Source organism: Pseudomonas sp. CGJS7 (assembly GCF_036961695.1).
In genome coordinates, this window is record NZ_JBAMDI010000030.1 from 38647 (window position 1) to 62002 (window position 23356).

The 23356-nt window shown below is 65.3% G+C and carries 20 protein-coding genes and 8 tRNA genes; 6 read left to right on the top strand and 22 right to left on the bottom strand.

Annotated features, from left to right (window positions below; genetic code table 11):
- Positions 1-110 precede the first annotated feature (110 nt).
- Both rng and V7787_RS19165 read right to left on the bottom strand, forming a co-directional pair.
- Complete coding sequence (rng, locus tag V7787_RS19160; RefSeq protein ID WP_336089109.1) at positions 111-1598, bottom strand: ribonuclease G; 1488 nt, start codon at positions 1596-1598, stop codon at positions 111-113.
- A 197-nt stretch (positions 1599-1795) separates the two neighbouring features.
- Entirely contained in the window at positions 1796-2365 is a 570-nt protein-coding gene (locus tag V7787_RS19165; RefSeq protein WP_336089110.1) for a Maf family protein, read from the bottom strand.
- Between the two features lie 232 nt (positions 2366-2597).
- Between V7787_RS19165 and V7787_RS19170 the strand changes: the two genes are divergently transcribed.
- The 3 genes from V7787_RS19170 to V7787_RS19180 all read left to right on the top strand — a co-directional run bounded on the left by V7787_RS19170 (position 2598) and on the right by V7787_RS19180 (position 4592).
- Positions 2598-3278 carry an SIMPL domain-containing protein gene (locus V7787_RS19170; protein ID WP_336089111.1) on the top strand — a complete coding sequence of 227 codons (681 nt, stop codon included), beginning with the start codon at positions 2598-2600 and terminating at the stop codon, positions 3276-3278.
- A complete protein-coding gene (locus V7787_RS19175) occupies positions 3275-3472 on the top strand; it encodes a hypothetical protein (protein ID WP_336089112.1) in 198 nt (65 codons plus the stop codon). Before V7787_RS19170 ends, V7787_RS19175 begins: the two co-directional genes overlap by 4 nt.
- Positions 3473-3926: 454 nt before the next feature.
- Positions 3927-4592 carry an energy transducer TonB gene (locus V7787_RS19180; protein ID WP_336089113.1) on the top strand — a complete coding sequence of 222 codons (666 nt, stop codon included), beginning with the start codon at positions 3927-3929 and terminating at the stop codon, positions 4590-4592.
- A gap of 407 nt (positions 4593-4999) precedes the next feature.
- Here V7787_RS19180 and rlmH read toward each other — a convergent pair whose 3' ends face one another.
- From rlmH to V7787_RS19235, 11 genes are all read right to left on the bottom strand, one after another.
- Positions 5000-5470, bottom strand: a complete 471-nt coding sequence (rlmH, locus tag V7787_RS19185) for a 23S rRNA (pseudouridine(1915)-N(3))-methyltransferase RlmH (RefSeq protein ID WP_336089114.1) — start codon at positions 5468-5470, stop codon at positions 5000-5002.
- Positions 5471-5594: 124 nt separating this feature from the next.
- Positions 5595-7586 (bottom strand): SurA N-terminal domain-containing protein, encoded by a 1992-nt coding sequence (locus tag V7787_RS19190; RefSeq protein WP_336089115.1) that lies wholly within the window; start codon positions 7584-7586, stop codon positions 5595-5597.
- A gap of 577 nt (positions 7587-8163) precedes the next feature.
- Positions 8164-8240 (bottom strand) — tRNA-Asp (locus V7787_RS19195).
- A 177-nt stretch (positions 8241-8417) separates the two neighbouring features.
- Positions 8418-8494 (bottom strand) — tRNA-Asp (locus tag V7787_RS19200).
- A 94-nt stretch (positions 8495-8588) separates the two neighbouring features.
- A tRNA-Val gene (locus tag V7787_RS19205) sits at positions 8589-8663 on the bottom strand.
- Positions 8664-8726: 63 nt separating this feature from the next.
- Positions 8727-8999 carry an HU family DNA-binding protein gene (locus V7787_RS19210; protein ID WP_057943583.1) on the bottom strand — a complete coding sequence of 91 codons (273 nt, stop codon included), beginning with the start codon at positions 8997-8999 and terminating at the stop codon, positions 8727-8729.
- 237 nt (positions 9000-9236) lie between these two features.
- Positions 9237-11669, bottom strand: coding sequence for an endopeptidase La (lon, locus tag V7787_RS19215; protein ID WP_336089116.1), 2433 nt, complete (start codon positions 11667-11669; stop codon positions 9237-9239).
- Positions 11670-12360: 691 nt separating this feature from the next.
- On the bottom strand, positions 12361-13650 hold the full coding sequence (clpX, locus tag V7787_RS19220; RefSeq protein WP_336089117.1) for an ATP-dependent Clp protease ATP-binding subunit ClpX: 1290 nt from the start codon (positions 13648-13650) through the stop codon (positions 12361-12363).
- A 206-nt stretch (positions 13651-13856) separates the two neighbouring features.
- Positions 13857-14483 (bottom strand): ATP-dependent Clp endopeptidase proteolytic subunit ClpP, encoded by a 627-nt coding sequence (gene clpP / locus V7787_RS19225; RefSeq protein WP_336089118.1) that lies wholly within the window; start codon positions 14481-14483, stop codon positions 13857-13859.
- A gap of 184 nt (positions 14484-14667) precedes the next feature.
- Complete coding sequence (gene tig / locus V7787_RS19230) at positions 14668-15969, bottom strand: trigger factor (RefSeq protein ID WP_336089119.1); 1302 nt, start codon at positions 15967-15969, stop codon at positions 14668-14670.
- A gap of 416 nt (positions 15970-16385) precedes the next feature.
- A tRNA-Leu gene (locus tag V7787_RS19235) sits at positions 16386-16471 on the bottom strand.
- Positions 16472-16669: 198 nt separating this feature from the next.
- Here V7787_RS19235 and pip point away from each other — a divergent pair.
- The gene (gene pip / locus V7787_RS19240) at positions 16670-17629 is read left to right on the top strand and encodes a prolyl aminopeptidase (RefSeq protein ID WP_336089120.1); all 960 of its coding nucleotides are present in this window, start codon (positions 16670-16672) and stop codon (positions 17627-17629) included.
- Positions 17630-17697: 68 nt separating this feature from the next.
- Here the strand turns inward: pip and V7787_RS19245 are convergent, their stop codons facing one another.
- On the bottom strand, positions 17698-17925 hold the full coding sequence (locus V7787_RS19245; RefSeq protein WP_336089121.1) for a hypothetical protein: 228 nt from the start codon (positions 17923-17925) through the stop codon (positions 17698-17700).
- Positions 17926-18229: 304 nt separating this feature from the next.
- The gene (locus tag V7787_RS19250; RefSeq protein ID WP_336089122.1) at positions 18230-18505 is read right to left on the bottom strand and encodes a hypothetical protein; all 276 of its coding nucleotides are present in this window, start codon (positions 18503-18505) and stop codon (positions 18230-18232) included.
- A 148-nt stretch (positions 18506-18653) separates the two neighbouring features.
- Between V7787_RS19250 and V7787_RS19255 the strand changes: the two genes are divergently transcribed.
- A complete protein-coding gene (locus V7787_RS19255; RefSeq protein WP_336089123.1) occupies positions 18654-19337 on the top strand; it encodes a class I SAM-dependent methyltransferase in 684 nt (227 codons plus the stop codon).
- A gap of 15 nt (positions 19338-19352) precedes the next feature.
- Here the strand turns inward: V7787_RS19255 and V7787_RS19260 are convergent, their stop codons facing one another.
- The 6 genes from V7787_RS19260 to V7787_RS19285 all read right to left on the bottom strand — a co-directional run bounded on the left by V7787_RS19260 (position 19353) and on the right by V7787_RS19285 (position 21741).
- Positions 19353-20303, bottom strand: a complete 951-nt coding sequence (locus V7787_RS19260) for a DUF2268 domain-containing putative Zn-dependent protease (RefSeq protein ID WP_336089124.1) — start codon at positions 20301-20303, stop codon at positions 19353-19355.
- 174 nt (positions 20304-20477) lie between these two features.
- On the bottom strand, positions 20478-21101 hold the full coding sequence (locus V7787_RS19265) for a cation transporter (protein ID WP_336089125.1): 624 nt from the start codon (positions 21099-21101) through the stop codon (positions 20478-20480).
- Between the two features lie 190 nt (positions 21102-21291).
- Positions 21292-21367: transfer RNA gene (locus V7787_RS19270), tRNA-Lys, on the bottom strand.
- A 51-nt stretch (positions 21368-21418) separates the two neighbouring features.
- Positions 21419-21495, bottom strand: a tRNA-His gene (locus V7787_RS19275).
- A gap of 51 nt (positions 21496-21546) precedes the next feature.
- Positions 21547-21623: transfer RNA gene (locus V7787_RS19280), tRNA-Arg, on the bottom strand.
- Between the two features lie 41 nt (positions 21624-21664).
- Positions 21665-21741 (bottom strand) — tRNA-Pro (locus V7787_RS19285).
- A 228-nt stretch (positions 21742-21969) separates the two neighbouring features.
- On the opposite strand from V7787_RS19285, the gene V7787_RS19290 reads away from it, so the two are divergent.
- Positions 21970-22731: a Bax inhibitor-1/YccA family protein gene (locus V7787_RS19290; RefSeq protein ID WP_336089126.1), complete on the top strand. Its 762-nt coding sequence runs from the start codon at positions 21970-21972 to the stop codon at positions 22729-22731.
- Positions 22732-22921: 190 nt separating this feature from the next.
- Here V7787_RS19290 and rsfS read toward each other — a convergent pair whose 3' ends face one another.
- Positions 22922-23356, bottom strand: a complete 435-nt coding sequence (gene rsfS / locus V7787_RS19295; RefSeq protein ID WP_442965323.1) for a ribosome silencing factor — start codon at positions 23354-23356, stop codon at positions 22922-22924.

The window sequence follows — 23356 nt, forward strand, 5'->3', positions numbered from 1 at the left end:
GCCGAATTTCGCGCGCCCTCATCCGGCCCTGCGGACCACCTTCTCCCGCGCCCCGAAGGAAGTCACCTTGGGTGGCAAGCGGGAGAAGGGAGTCGGCGAGGAGCGGCTTTTTAAAGCAGCACGACATCGAACTGCTCCTGCGCATACTGATCGTCGGCCTGAAAGCGGATCGACTTGCCGAGAAACTCCTCCAACTCCGCCACCGCCGCCGATTCCTCATCGGTGATCCGCGCAACCACCTTCGGCGAGGCGATCACCAACAGCCGCGCCGCATCGAACTGGCGCACCTGCCGGACGATGTCGCGAAAGATTTCGTAGGTCACCGTTTCCGGCGTCTTCAAAGTCCCGCGGCCGCCGCATTCGTGGCAGGCCTCGCTGAGCTGGCGCTCCAGGCTCTCGGTGGTGCGCTTGCGAGTCATCTCCACCAGACCCAGCGGCGAGAATTCGTAGACCGTGGTCTTGGCATGGTCGCGGGTCAGCGACTTCTCCAACTGCCGCAGCACCTGACGCCGGTGCTCCAGGTCGGTCATGTCGATGAAGTCGATGATGATGATCCCGCCCAGGTTGCGCAGCCGCAGTTGCCGGGCGACCGATTGGGCCGCTTCCAGATTGGTGCGGTAAACGGTTTCTTCCAGATTGCGTTGACCAAGGAAGGAACCGGTGTTCACGTCGATGGTGGTCATCGCCTCGGTCTGGTCGATGACCAGATAGCCGCCGGACTTCAGCGGCACCTCTTTATCCAGCGCGCGCTGGATTTCGTCCTCGACCCCGTACAGATCGAAAATCGGCCGCGCGCCGGTGTAGTGCTCGATCTTCTCGGCCAGCCCCGGCATGTATTGCGCGGCGAAGCTGCGCAGGCGCTCGCAGGTCTCGCGCGAGTCGACCTTGACCTTCTCCACGTCGCGGCGGATCAGATCGCGCACCGCGCGCAGCGGCAGGCTCAGATCCTCATACACGCGCTCGCCGACCTTGCTGCTCTGCGACTTCTCCGCGATCAATGCCCAGGCCCGGCTCAAATAGGCGATGTCCTCGGCCAGCGCTTCCTCGGGCTGGCCCTCGGCATTGGTGCGCACGATGTAGCCGTGGTTGTCGCCGGCCGGCGCCTGGGTGGTCACCAACGACTTCAAGCGCGCGCGCTCGGCCTCGTCCTCGATCCGCGCCGACACCCCGACCACGCGCGTGCGCGGCAGCAGCACCAGATAACGCGAGGGAATGCTGAGCTGCGTGGTCAGCCGCGCGCCCTTGCTGCCGATCGGGTCCTTGACCACCTGGACCACGATTTCCTGGCCTTCGCGCAACAGCTCGGCGATCGGCCGGGTCGGCGTCGGCGGCAACGGCGCCTCATCGCCCGCGCCCTCGCCGCTCTGGTTCGGCTTGACGATGTCGGCCGCGTGCAGGAACGCCGCGCGCTCCAGGCCGATCTCGACGAACGCCGCCTGCATCCCGGGCATGACCCGCTGCACCCGGCCCTTGTAGATATTGCCGACCACACCCCGGCGCCAGCCGCGTTCGATGTGCAGTTCCTGCAGCATGCCGTTCTCGACCACGGCGACGCGGGTTTCGCGCGGAGTTACGTTGACCAGGATTTCTTCTGTCATGAGGCGGCGCTGATCCCTGAGCGATGGTCCCGAAGGCGGCGGTTGAGGCAAGAAGGCGAAGCGGAAGGTGGACGATGGAAACCCGGCGGCGGCAAGGAGGCGTCGGCGACGCTCACTGCCGAGCAACAATGGAATCCGCGCGATAGCTTAAGTTCAACGCGGTCGAGACCGCGCATGCGCGGACCGCCGCGCGCCGATCAAACGTCCAGACCGAATTGGCGCAGCAGCTGCGCGGTTTCGAACAAGGGCAAGCCCATGACCCCCGAATAACTGCCGGCCAACCGGCTCACGAACAGCTCCGCGCCGCCCTGGATCGCGTAGCCGCCGGCCTTGCCCATCGACTCGCCGCTGGCCAGGTAGCGCTCGATGGCGCGCGCATCCAGCGCGGCGAAGCTGACTTCGGAGATCGACACCGCCTGCGCCTCGCGCGAAGGCGACACCACCGACACCGCGGAAATCACCTGATGGGTCCGGCCCGACAGCCGGGCCAGCATCGCCGCCGCGTCGCTTGCATCGCGCGGCTTGCCGAAGACTTCATCGTCCAGGACCACCTCGGTATCGGCGCCGAGCACCAGCGCGGAGGGGTTGGCGACCACCTTGAGCAGACCGGCGCCGGCCTTTTCCCGCGCCACCCGGCGCACATACTCCAGCGCCGGCTCGCCGGGCTGGCGCTGTTCGGGTACGTCCAGGTCGATGAGGCCGAAATCCAGGCCGAGGCGGCCCAATAATTCGCGTCGCCGCGGCGACTGGGAGGCTAGATAGAGCATGCGCGAAAGCATAACCCGCGCTGACTGAGCCGCAGCCGACGCCATCGGCGCAAACCCCGCACCGAATCACGGTTCGTTAACCAGTTCAGCAAGACCCTAGCCCTCGTCCCTCAAGGAGTTCCACATGATTCGGTCGCCGTCCTCGTCCTCGCTCTCGACCCAGGTTTTCTCCCGCCTTTCGCTGCGCCCGCTGGCGCTCGCCGCCGTCCTCGCCTTCGGAGCCGCAACCGCCATGACCGCTTCCGCCCAGACCTCGCCCTACGTCGCCACCGACGGCACCCTGCTGTCGGTCTCGGCCGAATCCGAAGCCAAGCGCACGCCCAACATCGCCACCGTCTCAACCGGCGTGGTCACCCAGGCCGGCGACGCCAATGCGGCCATGCGCGCCAACGCCGAGCAGATGGCCAAGGTGGTCGCCGCGATCAAGGCCGCCGGCATCGCCGAGCGCGACATCCAGACCAGCGGCATCAACCTCAACCCGCAGTACCGCTACGCCGAGAACCAGCCGCCGGTGATCACCGGCTACCAGGCCAGCAACAACGTCAACATCGTGATCCGCGACATCTCCAAGGTCGGCAAGATCCTCGACTCGCTGGTCGCCACCGGCGCCAACCAGATCAACGGCCCGACCTTCGACCTGGACACCAAGGACAAGGACGCGGCCTTCGACGAAGCCCGCCGCGGCGCGATCGAAAAGGCGCAGGCGCGCGCGGAGATGTACGCCAAGACCCTGGGCATGAAGGTGCGCCGCATCGTCAGCGTCAGCGAAGGCGGCCGCTTCGCTCCGCCGATGCCGATGCCGATGATGGCCATGCGCATGGAAAAGGCCGGCGCCGCCGCCGACACCTCGGTGTCCCCGGGCGAGAACACCTTGTCGATGAGCCTGGACGTGGTGTTCGAACTGGGCAAGTGATCGTGGCCGGCCCGGACAAAACCACGCCGCCGGCGGCGGACCCGCATCCGGGCCGCAACCCCGGCTATCCCGAGCCGCAGCCGCGCGATCCCGACGACGCGCGCCAACCGGACCCGCGCAAGCCGCGCAATCCGGACGAAGGCGGGTTGGGACGCGATCCCGACCCGGCCCCGGACGACCCGGCCGGCGGCTGAGTCGGTCCGATCACAACCAGACCAAGCCCGCGCAAGCGGGCTTGGTTTTATCCGCGGCTCGCACCCGGAACTTTGCCGAATCAGCTGCGACGCTCATTGAGCGAAGATTCGCGCTGGGTATCGGCGGCCACTTGCAAGTGGCCAAATGCCTGAGCGGTCGAGCGTCGTTGTTATTCGTTCAGCAAGCCGGCACTTATCGGTGGCGGATCCCAGGTGAGCCCTGGCACTCGATCCGAACGAATCCCCCGGAAAAATCGCGGCGCCGCAAAACCGGACGCTCATCGCGATGGCGTTGGCTCCGGCCCCTCCCCCCACCAAAGTCGCAAACGAGAACCGCTTGCGTTACCGGCGCCGGCCAGCGCATTTTTGTGACGCGGGGCGGTCTTCAGATTCAACCCCGTTGGCGGTACCCAGCCGTTGTCTGTGTTTGTAAGACACCCCAAGGAGAAGGCCCATGGTTCGCGCGCTCCCCGCTCACACCCGCCAGCCGCTGGACGGAACCCGCATCGCCGCCAACGCCGGTGCGATCTTGTTCAACGGTGCGATGCTCATGCTGATGTTGGCGCCGTTGAGCGCGCCTACGTTGATCGTGCCGCGTCTGGACAAGGATCCCGAGGTCTTCTTCATTCCGCCGAAGACGCCGCCGGTCACCATCACCCCCGCCCCGCCGCCGCCGACGGCCGTGCCGATCACCCGCACGCCGGCGCCGCCCGCCCCGGTCGCCGCGCCGACACCGGAAATCGTCGTCGAGAACACCACGCCAAGCCCTGTCGACACGTTCGTGGCGGTGGCCACGCCGACCATCGAAACCCCGCCGAGCAACGTCGGCAACCAGGTGCTGACCGGCGCGACGCTGCAGAGCCTGAAGAACCCGCCGCCGTCGTATCCGCCGCAAGCGGTGCGCGACAACCTCACCGGCGTGGTCGAACTGGAAATCCTGGTCGGCATCGATGGCAAGCCGCTGGATGTGACGGTCGTGCGCAGCAGCGGCCACCGCATCCTCGACCAGGCCGCGATCCGGGTGGTGAAGTCGCGCTGGACGTTCCAGCCGGCGATGAGCAATGGCCAGGCCGTGCAGGCGCGCGGCCGGGTGCCGATCGAGTTCAAGCTCGATCAGTAAGGCGTTGCGCGCGGATGCGACGAAAAAACCCGGGCATTGCCCGGGTTTTTTTGGGGTTGGGGATTGGGGGTCAGGGAACTGGAAGAACGATCGAGCATTGAACAATCGTCTCTTTCTTCGAGTCCCGCTTTCCGAATCGCGAATCCGAAGTCGGCGACCCGCCAGCCACACCGCGCAACTCACCCACCGTCGGTCATTCCGGCGAAAGCACGTAACTCCCCTACCGTCGTTCCGGCGAAAGCACACAACTCTCCTGCCGTCGTACCGGCGAAAGCGCGCAACTCTCCTACCGTCGTACCGGCGAAAGCGCGCAACTCTCCTACCGTCATTCCGGCGAAAGCCGGAATCCATTTTGATTCGGCTCTCCCGCCGTGCGGCACACCCCATCCCGCCCACCACCGCCATCGCTACGCCCGATGGTAAGGATGATTAGCCAACAACGCCGCCGCCCGATACAACTGCTCGGCCGCAACCAACCGCACCAGCATATGCGGCAAGGTCAACGGCCCCAGCGACCACTGCTCGTCCGCGCGCGCCAACACCTCCGGCGCATGGCCTTCCGGACCGCCGATCAAGAACGCCAGATCGCGCCCCTGCCCGCGCCAATGCTCCAGACGCTGCGCCAACTGCTCCGACGTCCACAACCGCCCGCGCCCTTCCAGCGCGACCACGCACGCGTTCTTGGGCAGCGCCGCGACCACCCGCGCGCCCTCGTCCTGGGTCGCCCGCGCCGCGTCGCGGCCCTTGCCGCGCAGGCCGGGTTCGATCTCGACCAACTCCAGCGGCAGCCAATGCGACAGGCGCTTTTGATATTCGCCGAAGCCTTCGGCGACCCAGCGCGGCGCGCGTTCGCCGACGGCGATCAATCTGCTTTTCATCCGCGCATGGTAGCCGGGCGCGGCCGCGCGATCGAACCGCCAGTCGCCCGCGCGCGCCGCGCCGCCGCGCAAACGAAAAGGCCCGGCGAATGCCGGGCCTTTCGTCGAGCCATCGGCGAACCGATCAGCGCAGGTTGTCTTCGATCACCTTGATCTGCACGCGCTTGCGCAGCGCCGTGGTCAGCTCGCGGCTTTCCTCGTAACCGCCCATCTGCGCGATCTGCGTGCGCAGCATGTCCATCTGCGCGGCCGGAATGTCCGACTTGCTGCCCGGCACGACCTTGTTGACCGCGAACAACACCACGCGGCCGTCGTCGAGCTTGGACTTGCCCGCGGCCACCTTGCCGGCGGCCGGCGCCTTCAGCGCGAAGATCGCTTCGCTGACCTGCGGCGTCGGCAACGGCATGCCGCGGGCGACGCTGGGAATGTTCTCCGGCGCCGGCAGTTGCTTGGACGCGGCCACCGCGGCGAAATCCTCGCCGCCGTTGATCCGCGCGATCAGCGCGTCGGCTTCTTTCTCCGCCGCCTTGGCGCTGCGGTCGGCGCGCACCGCGGCGATCACCTTGTCGCGCACCTGCGCCAGCGGCTGCGCGCGTTCGGGCGTGTGCGAGACGACCCGGATCAGCACGCTGTGGTCCTGGCCGATGTCGATCGGATCGCTGACGGTGTTGTCCTGGATCCGCGCATCGGAGAACGCGGCGCGGATCACCGCCGGATTGGCGCCGATGCCGGTGTTGGCCGCGGCGTTGCGGGTGACCGGAGCGAGCTTGAGCAACGGCAGCCCCATCGCCTTGGCCGGCTCGGCCAGGGTCGTCGGATTCTTGTAGACCATGTCGACCAGCTTGGCCGAGAAGTCGTTGAACGCGCGCTCGCCGCTGGTCTGGGTTTCCTCGCGCAGCAACTGCTCGCGCACCAGTTCGAACGACTGCTGCTGGCCGGCCTTGACCTCGCGCACCTGGATCACGTGCCAGCCGCCGTCGCCCTTGACCGGATCGCTGATCTGACCGGCCTGGAGCTTGAACGCGGCCTCGTCGAACGCGCCCGGGATGTCGCCCTTGTTGACCCAGCCCAGGTCGCCGCCGGCGGCCTTGGAGCCCAGGTCTTCGCTGTCGGCGCGGGCGATCGCGGCGAAATCCGCACCCGGCGCCTTGGCCTGCGCGGCGATCCGCTTGGCCTTGTCTTCGGCGGCCTTCTGCGCGGCCGCGTCGGCGCCGGCCGGCACGTTGATCTGGATGTGCGAGAGCAAACGCTGTTCGGCGGCGAGGAACTTGTCTTTCTCGTTCTTGTAACGCTCGCGCAGCGCTTCTTCGCTCGGCGGCGGCGGCGGCGGCAGGTTGGCGCCGACCAGTTCGACGTATTCCAGGCTGACGCTTTCCGGCGCGCGGAAATCCTTGCTGTGGCTGTCGTACCACTTCTGGATGTCGGCGGCGGCGACTTCGCTGGTATCGGCGGCGGGCGCCGGCACCATCACCAGGCTGACGTCGCGCTTCTCGCCCATCAACTTGATCAGGCGGTCGGTCTCGTTCTGGGTCAGGAAGTTGCTCTGGCCGACGCCGCCGGTCAGCAGGCTTTCCATCAGACGGTCGCGCACGAACTGTTCGAACTCGACCGGCGTCTGCGGCGGTTGGCGCATCTGCAGACCGAGGATGTAACGGTCCTGGCTGAACTTGCCGCTGCCGTCCTGGAAATCGGGCACGCCCTGGATGGTCTTGACCACCAGCGCATCGCTGACGCTGAGGCCGTCGACTTCAGCGGCGAGCTTGCGCACGCGTTCGTCGATCAGGCTGTCGAGCACTTCGCGCTTGCTTTCGGGCTTCTCGAACTCGCGCGCGTCGAAGGCCTCGCCTTCCTGCGCGCGGCGGCGATCGCGTTCGCGCTGGAAGCGCTCATCGAATTCGGCGCGATCGATCGATTCCTTCTTCCACAGCATCGACGCCGGCCACCACGACGGCGCCGAGCGCCACCACGACGGCGCGATCTCGATGCGCGCGACCGCGTTGTCGGTGCGCTGCACCATGTACTGCTCGATGCCGACGAAGGCGAAGGGAATGATCAGCAGGCCGAGGATCACGGTGGCGATCCAGCCCGAGGTCTTGTCGCGTAGGGTCTGCAGCATGTCCGGGTCGCGTTAAGTCGTAAGCCGGACAGTTTAGCGCGGTTCTGGGCCTGTCATGGCGGTGGGCGGCGATGGGTGCCGTGGCTGGGGGCGGACGTCCGGACGGTGGCTGGGAAATGAGACTCAGGGCGCGGGATTCGGCTTGGATCCGGGCGGCTGGGTGCTTTTCAGACCGTCGTTCCCGTGTTGGGCACAGGCACTCAGGTGCTTTCCAGCCTGTCATTTCCGCGCTGGGCACAGGCACCCGCGTGCTTTTCGGGCCGTCATTCTCGCGTTCGACACAGACGCCAGCGCGCTTCCCAGGTCGTCATTCCCGCGAACGCGGGAATCCAGCGACTTCAGGCGTTCTCGCACGAAAGGCACTGGATTCCCGCGTTCGCGGGAATGACGTTCTGGAGAGATCGCACTGAAGGCTCTTGGCTCTGGGGTCCCGCCTTCGCCGGAGTGACGGCATGCGAAACGCAGGAACGGCAGGCTGGCTCGCTTCGCCCCCAAAGCCCAAAAAAGAAAAAGGCGCCCCAAAAGGGACGCCCTTGAAAAAACGAAGGCATCGTTTCCGATGCCTTCGGCAAAAAACTGGCGGAGTGGACGGGACTCGAACCCGCGACCTCCGGCGTGACAGGCCAGCATTCTAACCGACTGAACTACCACTCCGCGCTTTGAAACCGTACCGCTGAAACCCGCGCCGCGAAACTTTGGCGGTTACACCGCAGATTCGGATCCGACTTTCGAGTTTCCGGCTTTCGATATCGGCTTGCCGCAGCGCGGCAAAATCGAAAGCCCTCACTTATATAAAAACAAAGGCGCCGCGAACGGCGCCTTTGGCGAAACTGGCGGAGTGGACGGGACTCGAACCCGCGACCTCCGGCGTGACAGGCCAGCATTCTAACCGACTGAACTACCACTCCGCACTTTGAAACCGTACCGCTGAAACTTGCAACCGGGAACCCGACTCTATCGCGTACCGCCTGGACGGACGCTTCGGCAGAAAGACCAGCAGCCTGGTGGGTGCTGAGGGTTTCGAACCCCCGACCCTCTCCGTGTAAAGGAGACGCTCTACCGCTGAGCTAAGCACCCGAATGACTTGGGCTTACTGCTTTGGGTTCCGCTCGGCGATGCCCTGCACCGCCGTCGAGTTACTCAGTTTACAGCATCCTTCAGCGCCTTGCCAGCCTTGAAGGAGGGATTCTTCGAAGCAGCGATCTTGATCGTTTCGCCCGTCTTCGGGTTGCGGCCCTGGCGGGCAGCGCGCTTGCGCACCTGGAAGGTACCGAAGCCTACGAGCGTGACAGTGTCGCCCTTCTTCAGCGCCTTGGTGACGACGTCGATCAGCGCATCGACGGCGGCGGTAGCGTCGGTCTTCGACAGCTCGGCGGTTTCGGCGACGGCGCCTACGAGTTCGGCCTTGTTCATTATTTTTTTGACTCCCTGTGCGGTGTGACCGCGTGTTCTGAGAATCGAAACGTTCGCCGCAGGAGGCGCGCGTTCCGATCAAGTGTGCCGCGCGACAGTTCGCTTGTGCATTCAAGCCGCGCGGTTGCGGTCGTTATACCAGCGGCATTTTGGGGGCGCAAGCTTGAAACCTAGCTGTGGCGCGGCTTTCAGAGGTTTTTCGCAGCCGATTCCAAGCTATCCGACCAGCGGCCCGAGTCAGTGCTTGACGTCGGGCTGCGAATTGGTCTTGCCGCTTTCGCGCACCGGCAATTCTCCGCCGCCGGCGGCCGGAATCGCCGCGATAGGACGTTCAAGCGCCAGCTCGAGCACCTCATCGATCCAGCGCGCCGGCACGATCTTCAAGCCCTGGGTCACGCTCTTGGGCAGGTCGGCCAGATCCTTGCGGTTTTCGTCGGGGATGATGACCGTGCGGATGCCGCCGCGCAGCGCCGCCAGCAGCTTCTCCTTCAATCCGCCGATCGGCAGCACCCGGCCGCGCAGGGTGATCTCGCCGGTCATCGCCACATCGGCCTTGACCGGATTCTTGGTCAGCATCGACACCAACGCGGTGGCCATGCCGATGCCCGCGCTCGGGCCGTCCTTGGGCGTGGCGCCCTCGGGCACGTGCACGTGCACGTCGTGCTTCTGCAGGAACTCGACGTCGATGCCCAGGTTTTCGGCGCGCGAACGCACCACCGACAACGCCGCCGACGCCGATTCCTTCATCACATCGCCGAGTTGGCCGGTGAGGATCAACTGGCCCTTGCCCGGCACCAGCGTGGCTTCGACCTGGAGCAAATCGCCGCCGACCTCGGTCCAGGCCAGGCCGGTGACCAGACCGATTTCGTTCTGCTCTTCGGCGCGGCCGAAATCGAAGCGGCGCACGCCCAGGTACTTCTCGAGATTCTTGGACGTGACGTTGACCGCGCCGTCCTTGCTCTTCTTCGCAGGCTTGGGACCGGCCAGCGCGATTTCCTTGACCACCTTGCGGCAGATCTTGGAGATCTCGCGTTCCAGATTGCGCACGCCCGATTCGCGCGTGTAGTAACGCACGATGTCGCGCACCGCCGATTCGGCGATCTTGATCTCTTCGGCCTTCAGGCCGTTGTTCTTGATCTGCTTGGGCAGCAGATAGCGCATGGCGATGTTGAGCTTCTCTTCCTCGGTGTAACCCGGAATCCGGATCACTTCCATGCGGTCCAGCAACGGGCCGGGAATGTTGAGCGAGTTGGAGGTGGCGACGAACATCACTTCGCTGAGGTCCAGATCGACTTCCAGGTAGTGATCGTTGAACGCGTTGTTCTGCTCGGGATCGAGCACTTCCAGCAGCGCCGAGGACGGATCGCCGCGGAAGTCCATCGACATCTTGTCGATTTCGTCGAGCACGAACAGCGGGTTCTTGCTGCCGACCTTGTTGAGGTTCTGCACGATCCGGCCCGGCATCGAGCCGACATAAGTCCGGCGATGGCCGCGGATTTCGGCCTCATCGCGCACGCCGCCCAGCGACATGCGCACGAACTTGCGATTGGTGGCCTTGGCGATGGACTGACCGAGCGAGGTCTTGCCCACGCCGGGCGGACCGACCAGGCACAGGATCGCGCCCTTCATGTTCTTCACCCGGGTCTGCACCGCGAGGTATTCCAGAATGCGTTCCTTGACCTTTTCCAGACCGAAGTGGTCGGCGTCGAGCACGTCCTGCGCGGCCTTGAGATCCTTGCGGATCTTGCTGCGCTTCTTCCACGGCACGCCCAGCAGCCAGTCCAGGTAGTTGCGCACCACCGCGGCTTCGGCCGACATCGGCGACATCTGCTTGAGCTTGTTGAGCTCGTTCTTGGCCTTGGTTTCCACCGGCTTGGGCATGCCGGCCTCGGCGATCTTGCGCGCGAGTTCGTCGATGTCGTTGGGCGCGTCGTCGATCTCGCCGAGCTCCTTCTGAATCGCCTTCATCTGCTCGTTGAGGTAGTACTCGCGCTGGCTCTTCTCCATCTGCGACTTGACCCGGCCGCGGATGCGCTTCTCCAACTGCTGCACATCGATCTCGCCGTCGACCAGGCCGACCAGCTGCTCCAGGCGCGCGCCGATCTCATGGGTTTCGAGCAACTTCTGCTTGTCGCCGATGCGCACGCCCAGGTGCGCGGCGACGGTGTCGGCCAGACGGCCGGGTTCGTCGATGCCGGCCAGGGTCTGCATCAGCTCCGGCGGCAGCTTGCGGTTGGTTTTGACGTACTGCTCGAATAGGCCCATCAGCGAGCGTGCGATCGCTTCGACTTCGCGTTCTTCGCGATCGACGATCGGCTCGACCACCGCGGCCTTGCCCGACAGCGCGCCGTCGTTCTCGACCACTTCGGCCACGCCGACGCGCGAGACGCCTTCGACCAACACCTTGATGGTGCCGTCGGGGAGCTTGAGCAATTGCAGCACCTGCGCGAGCGTGCCGATCTCGTACAGATCTTCGGCGCCCGGATCGTCGGTCTCGGCGGACTTCTGCGCGACCAGCAGGATGCGCTTGTCCGACTCCATCGCCAGATCGAGGGCGCGAATGGATTTATCGCGGCCCACGAACAGCGGAATCACCATGTGCGGGAACACGACCACATCGCGCAGCGGCAGCACCGGCAGGGTCATGATTTCGGCGGAAGACTGAGTCATCGTAGCTCTCGACAAGCGTGGGGTGAGGACGCCGTAGCGCCCAGGCCTCCGTTATGGGGGTGCCGGCCCGGGAGCGCAAGCGAAGCCGTTGGGGCGACCCGCAAAATCGCAAAAAATCGCTTCTAAATCACGGCCTTGCGATACAAATGACGGACTGGGACAAAGCATCCCGCCTGCCCGTCCAAATCGCCTCGGGACGCCGGCCGCACAACCATCGCTTCAGGCTATCGAGCAGTACAACGCAAGCACGTACCGTTATTGGGACAGCGGCTGCAGCGCCCTGGTTCACCCCTGCCCGACCGGTCTGGCGCCGCCGGTCCGGCGGCAGGCACCGACCGGCGGGACGCAGCCCGATCCGCGGCCCCAATCAGGCTTCGCATCGGCGGTTCGGCGAACCCAGGCCTCATCCGATCCTATCGCCGGACCCGGCGCCATTGGCCCATCGGCCAACCGAAACCCGACCGAGTTTTGCGACCCGTTAGCGGGAATCGATCGACGCGGCCGTTCACGGCGACTGCAAGATGATTTACCAGCGGCGGGCGGCGAGCCGATGCGCGCCAGTTCGTACCTGACGCACCGCAGTCGCACCCGACTCGGCACGAGCGGACAGTGGCCCCGGTCTTCGCCAAGCCCAAAAACGATCGCCCCCGCACGAGGCGGGGGCGACGGTGTTGCCGGATCGGTAGCGGCCTTACTCGGCCGAAGCGACCTTGGGCTGCGCCGGCGGCGTCTGATAGATCAGATACGGCTCGGACTTGTGTTCGATCACCGATTCGTCGACGACCACCTTGCTGACGTTTTCCAGCGACGGCAGTTCGTACATCGTGTCCAACAGCACCGATTCGACGATGGTGCGCAGGCCGCGCGCGCCGGTCTTGCGCTTGAGCGCCTTGCGCGCGATCGCCGCGAGCGCGTCGGGACGGAACTCGAGCTCGACGCTCTCCATCTCGAACAACTTGCGGAACTGCTTGGTGATCGCGTTCTTCGGCTCGGTCAGGATCGAGATCAGCGCGGCCTCATCGAGTTCCTCGAGCGTGGCGACCACCGGCAGGCGGCCGACGAACTCGGGAATCAGGCCGAACTTGATCAGATCTTCCGGCTCGACGTCGGCGAGGATCTTGCCGATATCGATCTTGCGCTCGCTGCTCTTGACCTTGGCGCCGAAGCCGATGCCGCCGGCCTCGGTGCTGCGCTGCTGGATGATCTTGTCCAGACCCGCGAACGCGCCGCCGACCACGAACAGGATGTTGCGGGTGTCGACCTGCAGGAATTCCTGCTGCGGATGCTTGCGCCCGCCCTGCGGCGGCACGCTGGCGATGGTGCCTTCGATCAGCTTGAGCAGCGCCTGCTGCACGCCTTCGCCCGAGACGTCGCGGGTGATCGAGGGGTTGTCGCTTTTGCGCGAGATCTTGTCGATTTCGTCGATGTAGACGATGCCCTGTTGGGCCTTCTCGACGTCGTAATCGCACTTCTGCAACAACTTCTGGATGATGTTCTCGACGTCCTCGCCCACGTAACCGGCTTCGGTCAGGGTGGTCGCGTCGGCGATGGTGAACGGCACGTTGAGCAGGCGCGCCAGCGTTTCGGCCAGCAGCGTCTTGCCCGAACCGGTCGGGCCGACCAGCAGGATGTTCGACTTCGACAATTCGACGTCGTCGTTCTTCTGCCGGCTCTCGATGCGCTTGTAATGGTTGTATACGGCCACCGCCAACGTGCGCTTGGCGCGCTGCTGGCCGATCACGTATTGATCGAGCACCTCGAGGATTTCGCGCGGCTTGGGCAGATGGCTGCGTGCCGATTGCGCCTTTTCCTCGAGTTCTTCACGGATGATGTCGTTGCAAAGCTCGACGCACTCATCGCAGATGAAGACGCTCGGGCCCGCAATCAGCTTGCGGACTTCGTGCTGGCTTTTACCGCAGAACGAGCAATACAGGATCTTGTTGCCGTCGCCCGTGCTGCGTCCTTGTCCATCTTCTTTCATGCTTGGTCGGTCCGTTGCTGCTCAGTCGTGAAGCTTGGTTCTTAATATGCCCAAACGGGCTTGACGGCAAGCGCCGCCGGCACTCGTTCAGGTCCGGCAGAGCGAGAATAACACAGCGTCCCGACCCGCCCTTTGGGCTGGATCGCGCCGGATTTGCCCAGCGCGATCAAGGACTTGCGCGTCATTCAAACGCCCGGCCGCGGCGCTCAGGAGGCCTGGACGGATTCGTCCGGACGGCGCTCCAGCACCTGGTCGATCAAGCCGTATTCCTGCGACGCCTGCGCGCTCTTGAAGTTGTCGCGCTCGGTGTCGCGGGCGATGGTCTCCAGGGCCTGGCCGGTGTGCTTGGACAGGATTTCGTTGAGGCGCTGACGCAGGGTCAGGATCTCGCGGGCGTGGATGTCGATGTCGGTCGCCTGACCCTGGAAGCCGCCCAGCGGCTGGTGGATCATCACCCGCGAATTGGGCAGCGCATAACGCTTGCCCTTGGCGCCGGCGGCGAGCAGCAGCGCGCCCATGCTGGCGGCCTGGCCGACGCAGATGGTGCTCACGTCGGGCTTGATGTACTGCATGGTGTCGTAGATCGCCATGCCGGCGGTGACCACGCCACCGGGCGAGTTGATGTAGAAGCTGATGTCCTTCTCGGGGTTTTCGGCCTCCAGGAACAGCATCTGGGCGACGATCACGTTGGCCACGTGGTCGTCCACGCCGCCGACCAGGAAGATCACGCGCTCTTTGAGCAGGCGCGAATAGATGTCGTAGGCGCGCTCGCCGCGGCTGGTCTGCTCGACCACCATCGGCACCAGATTCAAGGCTTTGGTTCGGTTATCCATGTTCAACGGCACCTATTGGCTGACGTAGAAGTGCGCTCGTTAACGCAGCGCGGTCCGGCCAACTTGGGGCCGGCCGGACCGCAGCGCAAGAGGCGCGATTGCTAAATGTGGCCAAGCCGCGCCGCGCGCCCGATTCGGACATGCGCCGCAAACCCGCGACGGCGACGCCGCGGGCCGCGTGGGATCAGCTCGGGCGGATCGCTTCGCTGAACGACAGCGGCTGCTCGGTGTGCTGGGCGCGCTCGGCGATCCAATCGATCACCTGCTCTTCCATCACCCGGTTCTGCAGGCCGGCCATCAACTGCTGGTCGTTGCGGTACAGGTCGATCACCTGCTGCGGCTCCTCGTAGGTCGAGGCGATCAGACGCAGGGTCTCGTTGACGCGCTTGGCTTCCAGGCGCAGATCGTTGCGGCGGGCGATTTCGCCGACCAGCAGGCCGACCAGCACGCGCTTGCGCGCGGCGTCCATGTAGTTCAGGTGCGCATCGGCCGGGGCTTCGATCTGACGGCCCTGGCGGCGGGCCTGCTCGACGGTCTGCCAGACCATGTCGCGGGCTTCGCTTTCGACCAGCTTCGGCGGCATTTCCACCGATTCGTAGGCCTTGACCAGTTGCTCGCCGACTTCGCGACGCAGACGGTTCATCAGCGCGCCCTTGAGCTCGCGCTCCAGGTTGGTGCGGATGTCGTTGCGGAACTGCTCGGCATCGCCGCTCTTGACGCCGAAGCTCTTGATGAACGCCGCATCGACTTCCGGCGAAACCGGCTCGGAGACGTGGTTGAGCTTGAGGTGGACGTTGGCCTTCTTGCCGGCGACTTCGGCGGCGCGCCAATCGGCCGGGAACTCGACCTCGGCGATCTTTTCTTCGCCGGCCTTGACCCCGACCATCGCCGCTTCCAACGGCGCGAACATCGCGCCCGAACCGATCTGGGTGCTGCCGTACTCGGCGCCCTCGGCCGGCAGACGCACGCCGTCGATTTCGGTGAAGGTCTCGACCTCGACCACGTCGCCTTCCTGGGCGGCGCGCTCGACCGTGGTCAGCGTGCGGCGCTGCAGGCGCAGGTTTTCGATCATCGCGTCGATGTCGGCGTCGGTGACTTCCGCGGTGTGGCGGTCGATCGCCAGCTTGCTCACGTCGATGTCGCCGAAATCCGGCACGACTTCGAAGGTGGCGGTGTACGACAAGGTCTCGCCGCCCTCGGCGGCCGGCTCGATCCGCGGGCTGCCCGCGATCTGCAGCTTTTCTTCGCGCACGGCGTTGCTGAAGCTTTCGCGCAGCATGCCGTCGAGGATTTCGGCGCGGACCTGAGCGCCGAAGCGCTGCTCGATGACCTTGGCCGGCACCTTGCCCGGGCGGAAGCCCTTGATCTTGGCGCCGCGCGCGATTTCGCGCAGGCGGCCGCCGACCTGGTTTTCCAGATTCTCGGCCGGGAGGCTGAAGGTCAAACGGCGTTCCAGCGAGCCCAGCGATTCGAGCGAAACTTGCATATCCACTCCTGCGACCGCGGCATCCGCCGCGGCGACGATGTTGATGATCCTGTCCGGCCGCCGGTCCGGGCGAAGCTCGCCGGCCAGCGGAACTTGCTAGTTTGGCCGATAAAGGCCGCCGCTGCCAGCGCCGGCGGGCGGGAAATCCGCTTGGGGCGGGGTTTTGCGGGCGATTCGGCGGTTTTGGGGGGCTGGAAGGGGCGGCTGGGCGGCCTGCTGGCGGCGATAGGCACGAATTAGGGGTGAATTCGCTGCCTTGGGGGCGCTGAATCGTTTGTTGGTGAGATTCGGTGGGCTGGTGTCGGGGCGCGGGGCTGTGCGCCGGGATTCCGGCTGGGTGCTTGGTAGTCAAGAGCCCGGCTGGTGCGACCGGCCATTGGGGCGTTCGTGGCGGCTGGGTTCTAGGCCAGACGCCTTGGTGCGAAAGGCGGGACTCGAACCCGCACGGGTGTTGCCCGCTAGAACCTAAATCTAGTGCGTCTACCAGTTCCGCCACTTTCGCATGGGCCGGCATCGCAGATGCGGCCCGGGCATTCTAGCCGCGCGCCGGTAAAAAATCGCCGGTCGCCGACCTCGCGCGAACGCGGCGATGCCGGCGATCGGCCACACCCGGCCACTGGTAAGCACCGTTGGCGGACAGCGGCCGAGGCCGCCAGCGCGGAGGCTATGCTTCCACCCCGTCTTCAGGAGCGAGAGTCCCGTGCGCGAGTTGTATCCCGAGATCGAGCCCTACCGCAGCCAACGCCTTCGCGTGGATGCGATCCATGAGTTGCATATCGAAGAGTGCGGCAATCCCGACGGCCTGCCGGTGATATTCCTGCACGGCGGCCCCGGCGCCGGCGTGTCGCCCTACCACCGCCGTTTCTTCGATCCCAAGCGTTACCGCATCGTGCTGTTCGATCAACGCGGCGCCGGCCGTTCGACCCCGGCCGCCGAGCTGCGCGACAACACCACACAGCATCTGGTCGCCGACATCGAAACCATCCGCGAGCACTTCGGCATCGAGCGCTGGGTGGTGTTCGGCGGTTCGTGGGGCTCGACCCTGGCGCTGGCGTATGCGCAGGCGCATCCCGAGCGCGCGCTGGGGCTGGTGTTGCGCGGCATTTTCCTCGGCCGTCCGGGTGAGCTGCGTTGGTTCAACGAACTCGACGGCGGCGCGCGCTGGATCTTCCCCGAGCGTTGGGCGCATTACCTGGCGCACATCCCCGAGGAAGAACACGACAACCTCACCGAGGCCTATTGGCGCCGGCTCGACAGCGCCGATCCCGAGGTGCGTCTGGCGGCGGCGCAGGCCTGGAGCCATCTGGAAGGCGGCAGCACCACGCTGATCCACGATCCCGACGAACCGGGCAATTTCGAAGAGCCGCAGGTGTCGATCAACCTCGCCCGCGCCGAAGCGCATTACTTCCGCCACGACGTGTTTCTGCAACCCGATCAGTTGCTGCGCGACGTCGGACGCATCCGCAATATCCCGGCGACGATCGTGCACGGCCGCTACGACATCATCTGCCCGGTCAAGAGCGCGGTCGATCTGGCCGCGGCGTGGCCGGAAGCGCAGCTGCGGATCGTGCTGGCCGGACACAGCGCGGCCGATCCGGCGATCGTCGATGCGCTGGTGACGGCGACCGATGGATTGGCCGATCGCTTCGGCTCGCGTTGATCGGCTTCAGCCGCCGCTACAAATGAAGAGGCCCGGCATCCGCCGGGCCTCTTCGTATCGGCGCGCGATCAGAGCCTGCAAGGCCCGCCGGCCACCGGGCACGCCTTCACGAAGACCCACTTGTGATTGACGCAGGTGTAGTAGTTGCGCCAGCCGCCCGACACGATCGTCGTGGTCGCGCCGTTGGGATTGCAGTACTGCCCGCCCACCTGCGCGCTGGCCGTACCGCCCAGGCCGAGCATCAAGCCCGCCGCGAATACCGCGGCCGCCGCCGTCTTCATCATTGTCCGCTTCATGTGTAGCTCCCTCTCCATTCGATGATGTCGCCGGACGGGTGTGGGGGCATTCGCACGAACACGCGGCAGAGAACTCGCGATCGCGAATGACGACGCGGACAGCCGGCGATTCTGTCCGCCATCGGGTGCCGACGGCGCTACCGAGGCGATAGCGGCCGCCGAAAGATCTCGAAACGTAGGGATACCGGACTTTTCGTGCCGTGTCCGGCGTTCGCAGGCACAGGTCAGATCGAAAACGTGATCCGCGTTGGCGGATCGCTTCAACCGAAGTCGAGCGCGCGCGATGGCGAGCAGGCGCTGCGGATCAGACCTGGCAGACGCGCTCTTGCAGCCGCCCGTCGATGCGCCCGACCACCTTGAAATGCCAGCGGTCCTTCTTGAACGCCAACAAATAGTCCTCCGCGCCGGACAGATGGCCCAAGGCGAACTCGCGCGCGGGCTGCTCGTGATCGTCGCCGGCCAGATCGGTCTCGAGCACGAAGATCTCCTGCCGGCCCGGCAGCACCAGCGTGGGCAGGTAATCCTCGAAACCATCGTCGCGGATGATCTGCCGCGTCATTTCGACGAACTGATCGAGCATGCCGGCGCTCCTTCGATAGAGGCACGAGTCTAACCACGGCGGCAGCCGCGATGCATGGACGCAAAACGCCGGAGGCCGCCGGGAATCCCGTTGCGGGGCTTTAATGTAACATCTATTGTTATATGAAATCCGCGGACACCGCCCGACCATGACCGTACCCAGCCAGCCCTTCTCCGACCCGCAAGCCGTCGCCCACTACGCCGAAGGCCCGCCGCGGCTGGTGCCGGGCTTCGCCGACCTGCAACGCATGGCCGGCCTGCTGCTGGCCGAGCGCGCGCCGGCCGACGCGCGGGTGCTGGTGCTCGGCGCCGGCGGCGGACTGGAATTGAAAGCCTTCGCCCAGGCCTACCCAGGTTGGCGATTCGACGGCATCGACCCGTCCGCGGAAATGCTGAAACTGGCCGAGCGCACGCTCGGGCCGCTGGTCGAACGCGCGCGTTTGCACACCGGTTATATCAACGACGCCCCCAACGGCCCGTTCGACGGCGCGGCCTGCTTGTTGACCCTGCACTTCGTCGCGCCCGAACAGCGCCTGCACACGCTCAGCGAAATCCGCCGCCGGCTCAAACCCGGCGCCGCGTTCGTGGCCGCGCATTTCAGCATTCCCCAGGCCGCGGACCAACGCGCGCTATGGCTGTCGCGCTACGCCGCCTTCGCCGTCGCCTCCGGGGTGGCGCCGGAGCAGGCCGAAAACGCGCGCACCGCCATCGATGCGCGCTTGAGCATCCTCAGCCCGGCGCAAGACGAAGCGCTGCTACGCGACGCCGGCTTTTCCGACGTCAGCTTGTTCTACGCCGGCTTCGCGTTCCGCGGCTGGGTGGCATATGCCTGAATTGAACGACGCCGCTCACTGCTGACCGGCGACCGACGCCGGCAGGCGCATGCCCGGCGTCCAACCGCTCTGGGCGAGAAACGCCTTGGGATCGCCGAGTTCGATCAGGCGCTTGAGCTCGGCCTTGCGATCGGTGGCGCGCAGGTAAGAGGCCTTGGCGATCCGATAACCGACCCAATAGCCCAGGTCGTAGGGTTCGTCGGAACCCTTCTTGTAGTTGAAGAACCACTTGGACAGATCGGTGCTGTCTTTGTCGCGCAGGAACGCGGTCTCGATCTGTTCTTCCTTGCCGCGCGTCCACTCGGCATGCCGGCCGTTGCCGACGTTGCCCGAGGTCAGCTCGGCCACCAGTTCGCCGACGCCTTCGGCCAAGGCCAGCCGCAGCACGGTGGCGTTGGGGTCGTTCTCTTTGAGATCGTTCGACGCGCTCTGCTGGATGTGCGCGTATTCGTGGGCGATCACGTGGACGAAGCGGTCTTCCAGATTCGGGTTCATGAAATCCGCCGCGCACAGCGCTTCCAGGCCGATGGTCACGCCGGCCGGGTTGGTGATGCCGACCGGACGGCCGCGACCGACTACGATGGCGACCGGCGGAAATTTCGCCTCCGGGTACAAGGACGAAAGCTTGTCGAAGGTCGCCACCAACCGGCGCTTGACCGCGGGCAACGCGCTTAGGCACTGCTTGGCTTTCTCGTACATCGCCGGATCGCTGGCCAACTGATCGGCGATGCGCTGCGCAGTGACCCGCCGCGCCACCGCGAACTCGCTCAGGCTCTGAGTGCCCTTGGCGAGGTAGTCGTTCTGGATCTGCTCCACGCTCGGATGGCCGCCGGTGGCGTCGTAGAGCGCGTAGAAGCGGGTGACATCGTCGATGCGGATGTCCGGCCCGCGCTTGGCCTCGGCTTGAGCGAGGGCCGGCAGCGCGAGCGCGGCGAGAACTACCAACGAGTGCAGCGTTTTCGACATGGCGTCGATCCTGGGATGAGAGGTGCGCGCGTCGCGCGGCGGATGCGGTTGGCGCAAGTCGCGCAGACCGCATGAACTGACGCGCGCATCACAGCACACGGCCGAACCGGCCGAGTAGTTGCATTAGTCACCCTGTCTTTCGTATGCGCGCCGGCCGTGCGGTTTTCGCCATCATCAAGAAGCGGTCGACGTCGACCCTTCCGCGCGAGCCGCGACTCGAAGTTCGCGACAGCAAGCGCCGAGCACGCGCCATGCCGATCCGACGAACAGCAGCAGAAGCCCGAAGGCTATCAGCAGGTCGGGCCAACCCGCACCGAACAGCCACACCAGCGCGGTCGCGCCGATGAGCGCGAAGCCTTCGAAAATGTCGTTCCTGGCGCACTCCCACGCCGAGGCCAGATTGACGTCGCCTTGCCGATAAGGAGTCAGCAACCGCAGGCAGACGTAGTTCGCGCCCAGATTGAGCACCGCCGCGACGCCCATGCCTTCGAACAGCGGAACCGCCGGGTTGCCAAGCCGCCAGAAGATCTGCACGCCGACCGCGATCGCCGCGGCGAAAATCAGCAAGCCCTTGAACAAGGACACGCGCGCCTTGGCGCGCGCGCTGGCACCGACGACCGCCAGACTCAGCGCATAGGTCAACGCGTCGCCGAGATTGTCCAGCCCGCCCGACAGCACCGATGAGGAGCCGCTGAGCCAAGCCGCGGCAAGCATCATTACGAAGGTCATCAAGTTGATCGCCAGCACGATGCGCAGGACGCGGCGCTGCTGCGCCTGCATCGCCGCGACGTCGACCACCTTGCCGCATCCGCAACACTCGCTCATTCCGGCTCCGCGCCACGTTCGTCGATCGAAGGATACGCCCATGCGGCGGCTGCGCCGGGCGATACGGCGGGCGGCGAATTCGGGCGATCGCCGCTAACGTCGCGCGAAGTTCGCGCGCAAAGAAAAAAGCACCTGGACTCGCGTCCAAGTGCTTCTTCTTGTTTGGTGGGCCGTCAAGGATTCGAACCTTGGACCTATTGATTAAGAGTCAACTGCTCTACCAACTGAGCTAACGGCCCGGTGAAACTAGGTGCGGAACTATACACAACATTTTGCAACCGCACAACAACTGGGGTGGAAGACGGGATTTGAACCCGCGACCCCCGGAATCACAATCCGGTGCTCTAACCAACTGAGCTACATCCACCATAAAACTTTTCGGAGCGTGCGCATTATACCGCGAACGATCCCGCAAACATGGCGCGCCCGGCGGGACTCGAACCCACAACCACCGGCTTAGAAGGCCGGTGCTCTATCCGGTTGAGCTACGGGCGCCAGAATTGAATCTTAACTGACGTCCGGCCTGGAGCGATGGATGGTCGGGGCAGAGGGATTCGAACCCACGACATCCAGCTCCCAAAGCTGGCGCTCTACCAGGCTGAGCTATACCCCGGCCGGGACTTCCGTTGCACGCCAATGCCGCGAAAGGTCGCATAGTGTGGGCGGCGCGCCGGGCACTGTCAATCCTGATTCGACGTCGGTTTCAGCGGCGGACACAGATTGAAACGCCGCGGCCGCCGACGGCCGCGCTTGCGCCGTGTATGCTTCGGCCCCAGTTGGTACTCATTCTCAAGTATCGCCGCGGCAGGCGGCGGTACGTTTCAAAACAAGGAGCTCGACCATGATGCGCAGCGGAAATCCCGCCTTGAAGGAATCGACCTTCCTCGACCTGGGCAGCGGCGCGGTGGTGCGCGGCGGCGATCAGGCGATGAGCCTGAACGGTACGGTCAACAAGACCGGCCTGTTGCTGCTGCTGACCGTGATCACCGCTTCTTTCGCCTGGAGCCAGGTGCAGATCACCCCGCAGGGCGTGGTCGGCGGCACGGTGTACCTGTGGGGCGGCCTGATCGGCGGCCTGATCTTCGCGCTGATCACCACCTTCAAGAAGACCTGGGCGCCGGTGACTGCGCCGATGTACGCGCTGGTCGAAGGCCTGTTCCTCGGCGCGCTGTCCTCGATCTTCGAAGCCAAGTTCCCGGGCATCGTGATCCAGGCGGTGATGCTGACCTTCGGCACGATGTTCGCGCTGCTGGCGGCGTACCGCACCGGTCTGATCAAGGCGACCGAGAACTTCAAGCTCGGCGTGGTCGCGGCCACCGGCGGCATCGCCCTGCTCTATCTGGCCTCGATCGTGCTGCGGATGTTCAACATCAATATTCCGTACATCCACGAGTCGGGGATCATCGGTATCGGCTTCAGCCTGTTCGTCGTCGTGGTGGCGGCGCTGAATCTGGTGCTGGACTTCGACTTCATCGAGACCGGCGTCGAGCAAGGCGCGCCGAAGTACATGGAGTGGTATGCGGCGTTCGGTTTGATGGTTACGCTGGTTTGGTTGTATGTCGAGTTCTTGCGCTTGCTGTCGAAGTTGCAGTCGCGCAACTGAGGCGGTTTGCGGTTGAGGTACGGAAAAGGGCGCCTTGGGCGCCCTTTTTTGTTGCTTGCGGGCCCTCACCCCAACCCCTCTCCCGCTTTGCGGGAGAGGGGCTCCGAGTGTTGGGGCTTTGTGGTGGCCGAAACGACGACGGCGCCCGAAGGCGCCGTCGTAGATGCTACGAAATCGAACTCGACTGCGATCAGAAGCGGTCTTCGTCGTCGGTCTCGAAGTTGCCTTGGTAGCCTTCCGGCGGCGGCGGCTGGTCGCCGACCGTCCACAGGCGCTCGAGCGCGTAGAACTCGCGCACGCGCGGCAGCATGACGTGCACGACCACGTCGCCGAGGTCGACCAGGACCCATTCGGCTTCGCGCTCGCCTTCCACGCCCAACGGCATGACGTCGAGATTCTTGGCGAATTTGACTACTTCGTCGGCGATCGACTTGACGTGGCGGGTCGAGGTGCCGGAGGCGACGATCATGTAGTCGGTGACGCTGCTCTTGCCGCGCACGTCGATTTCGACGACATCCTTGGCCTTGAGTTCTTCGACCGCGGCGTGGACCGTCTTGAGCAGCAGCTCGATCGGCGGCGGCGGGTTCGGCAGCTGGGTCTTGATGACGTGGGCTTGGCTGGTCAA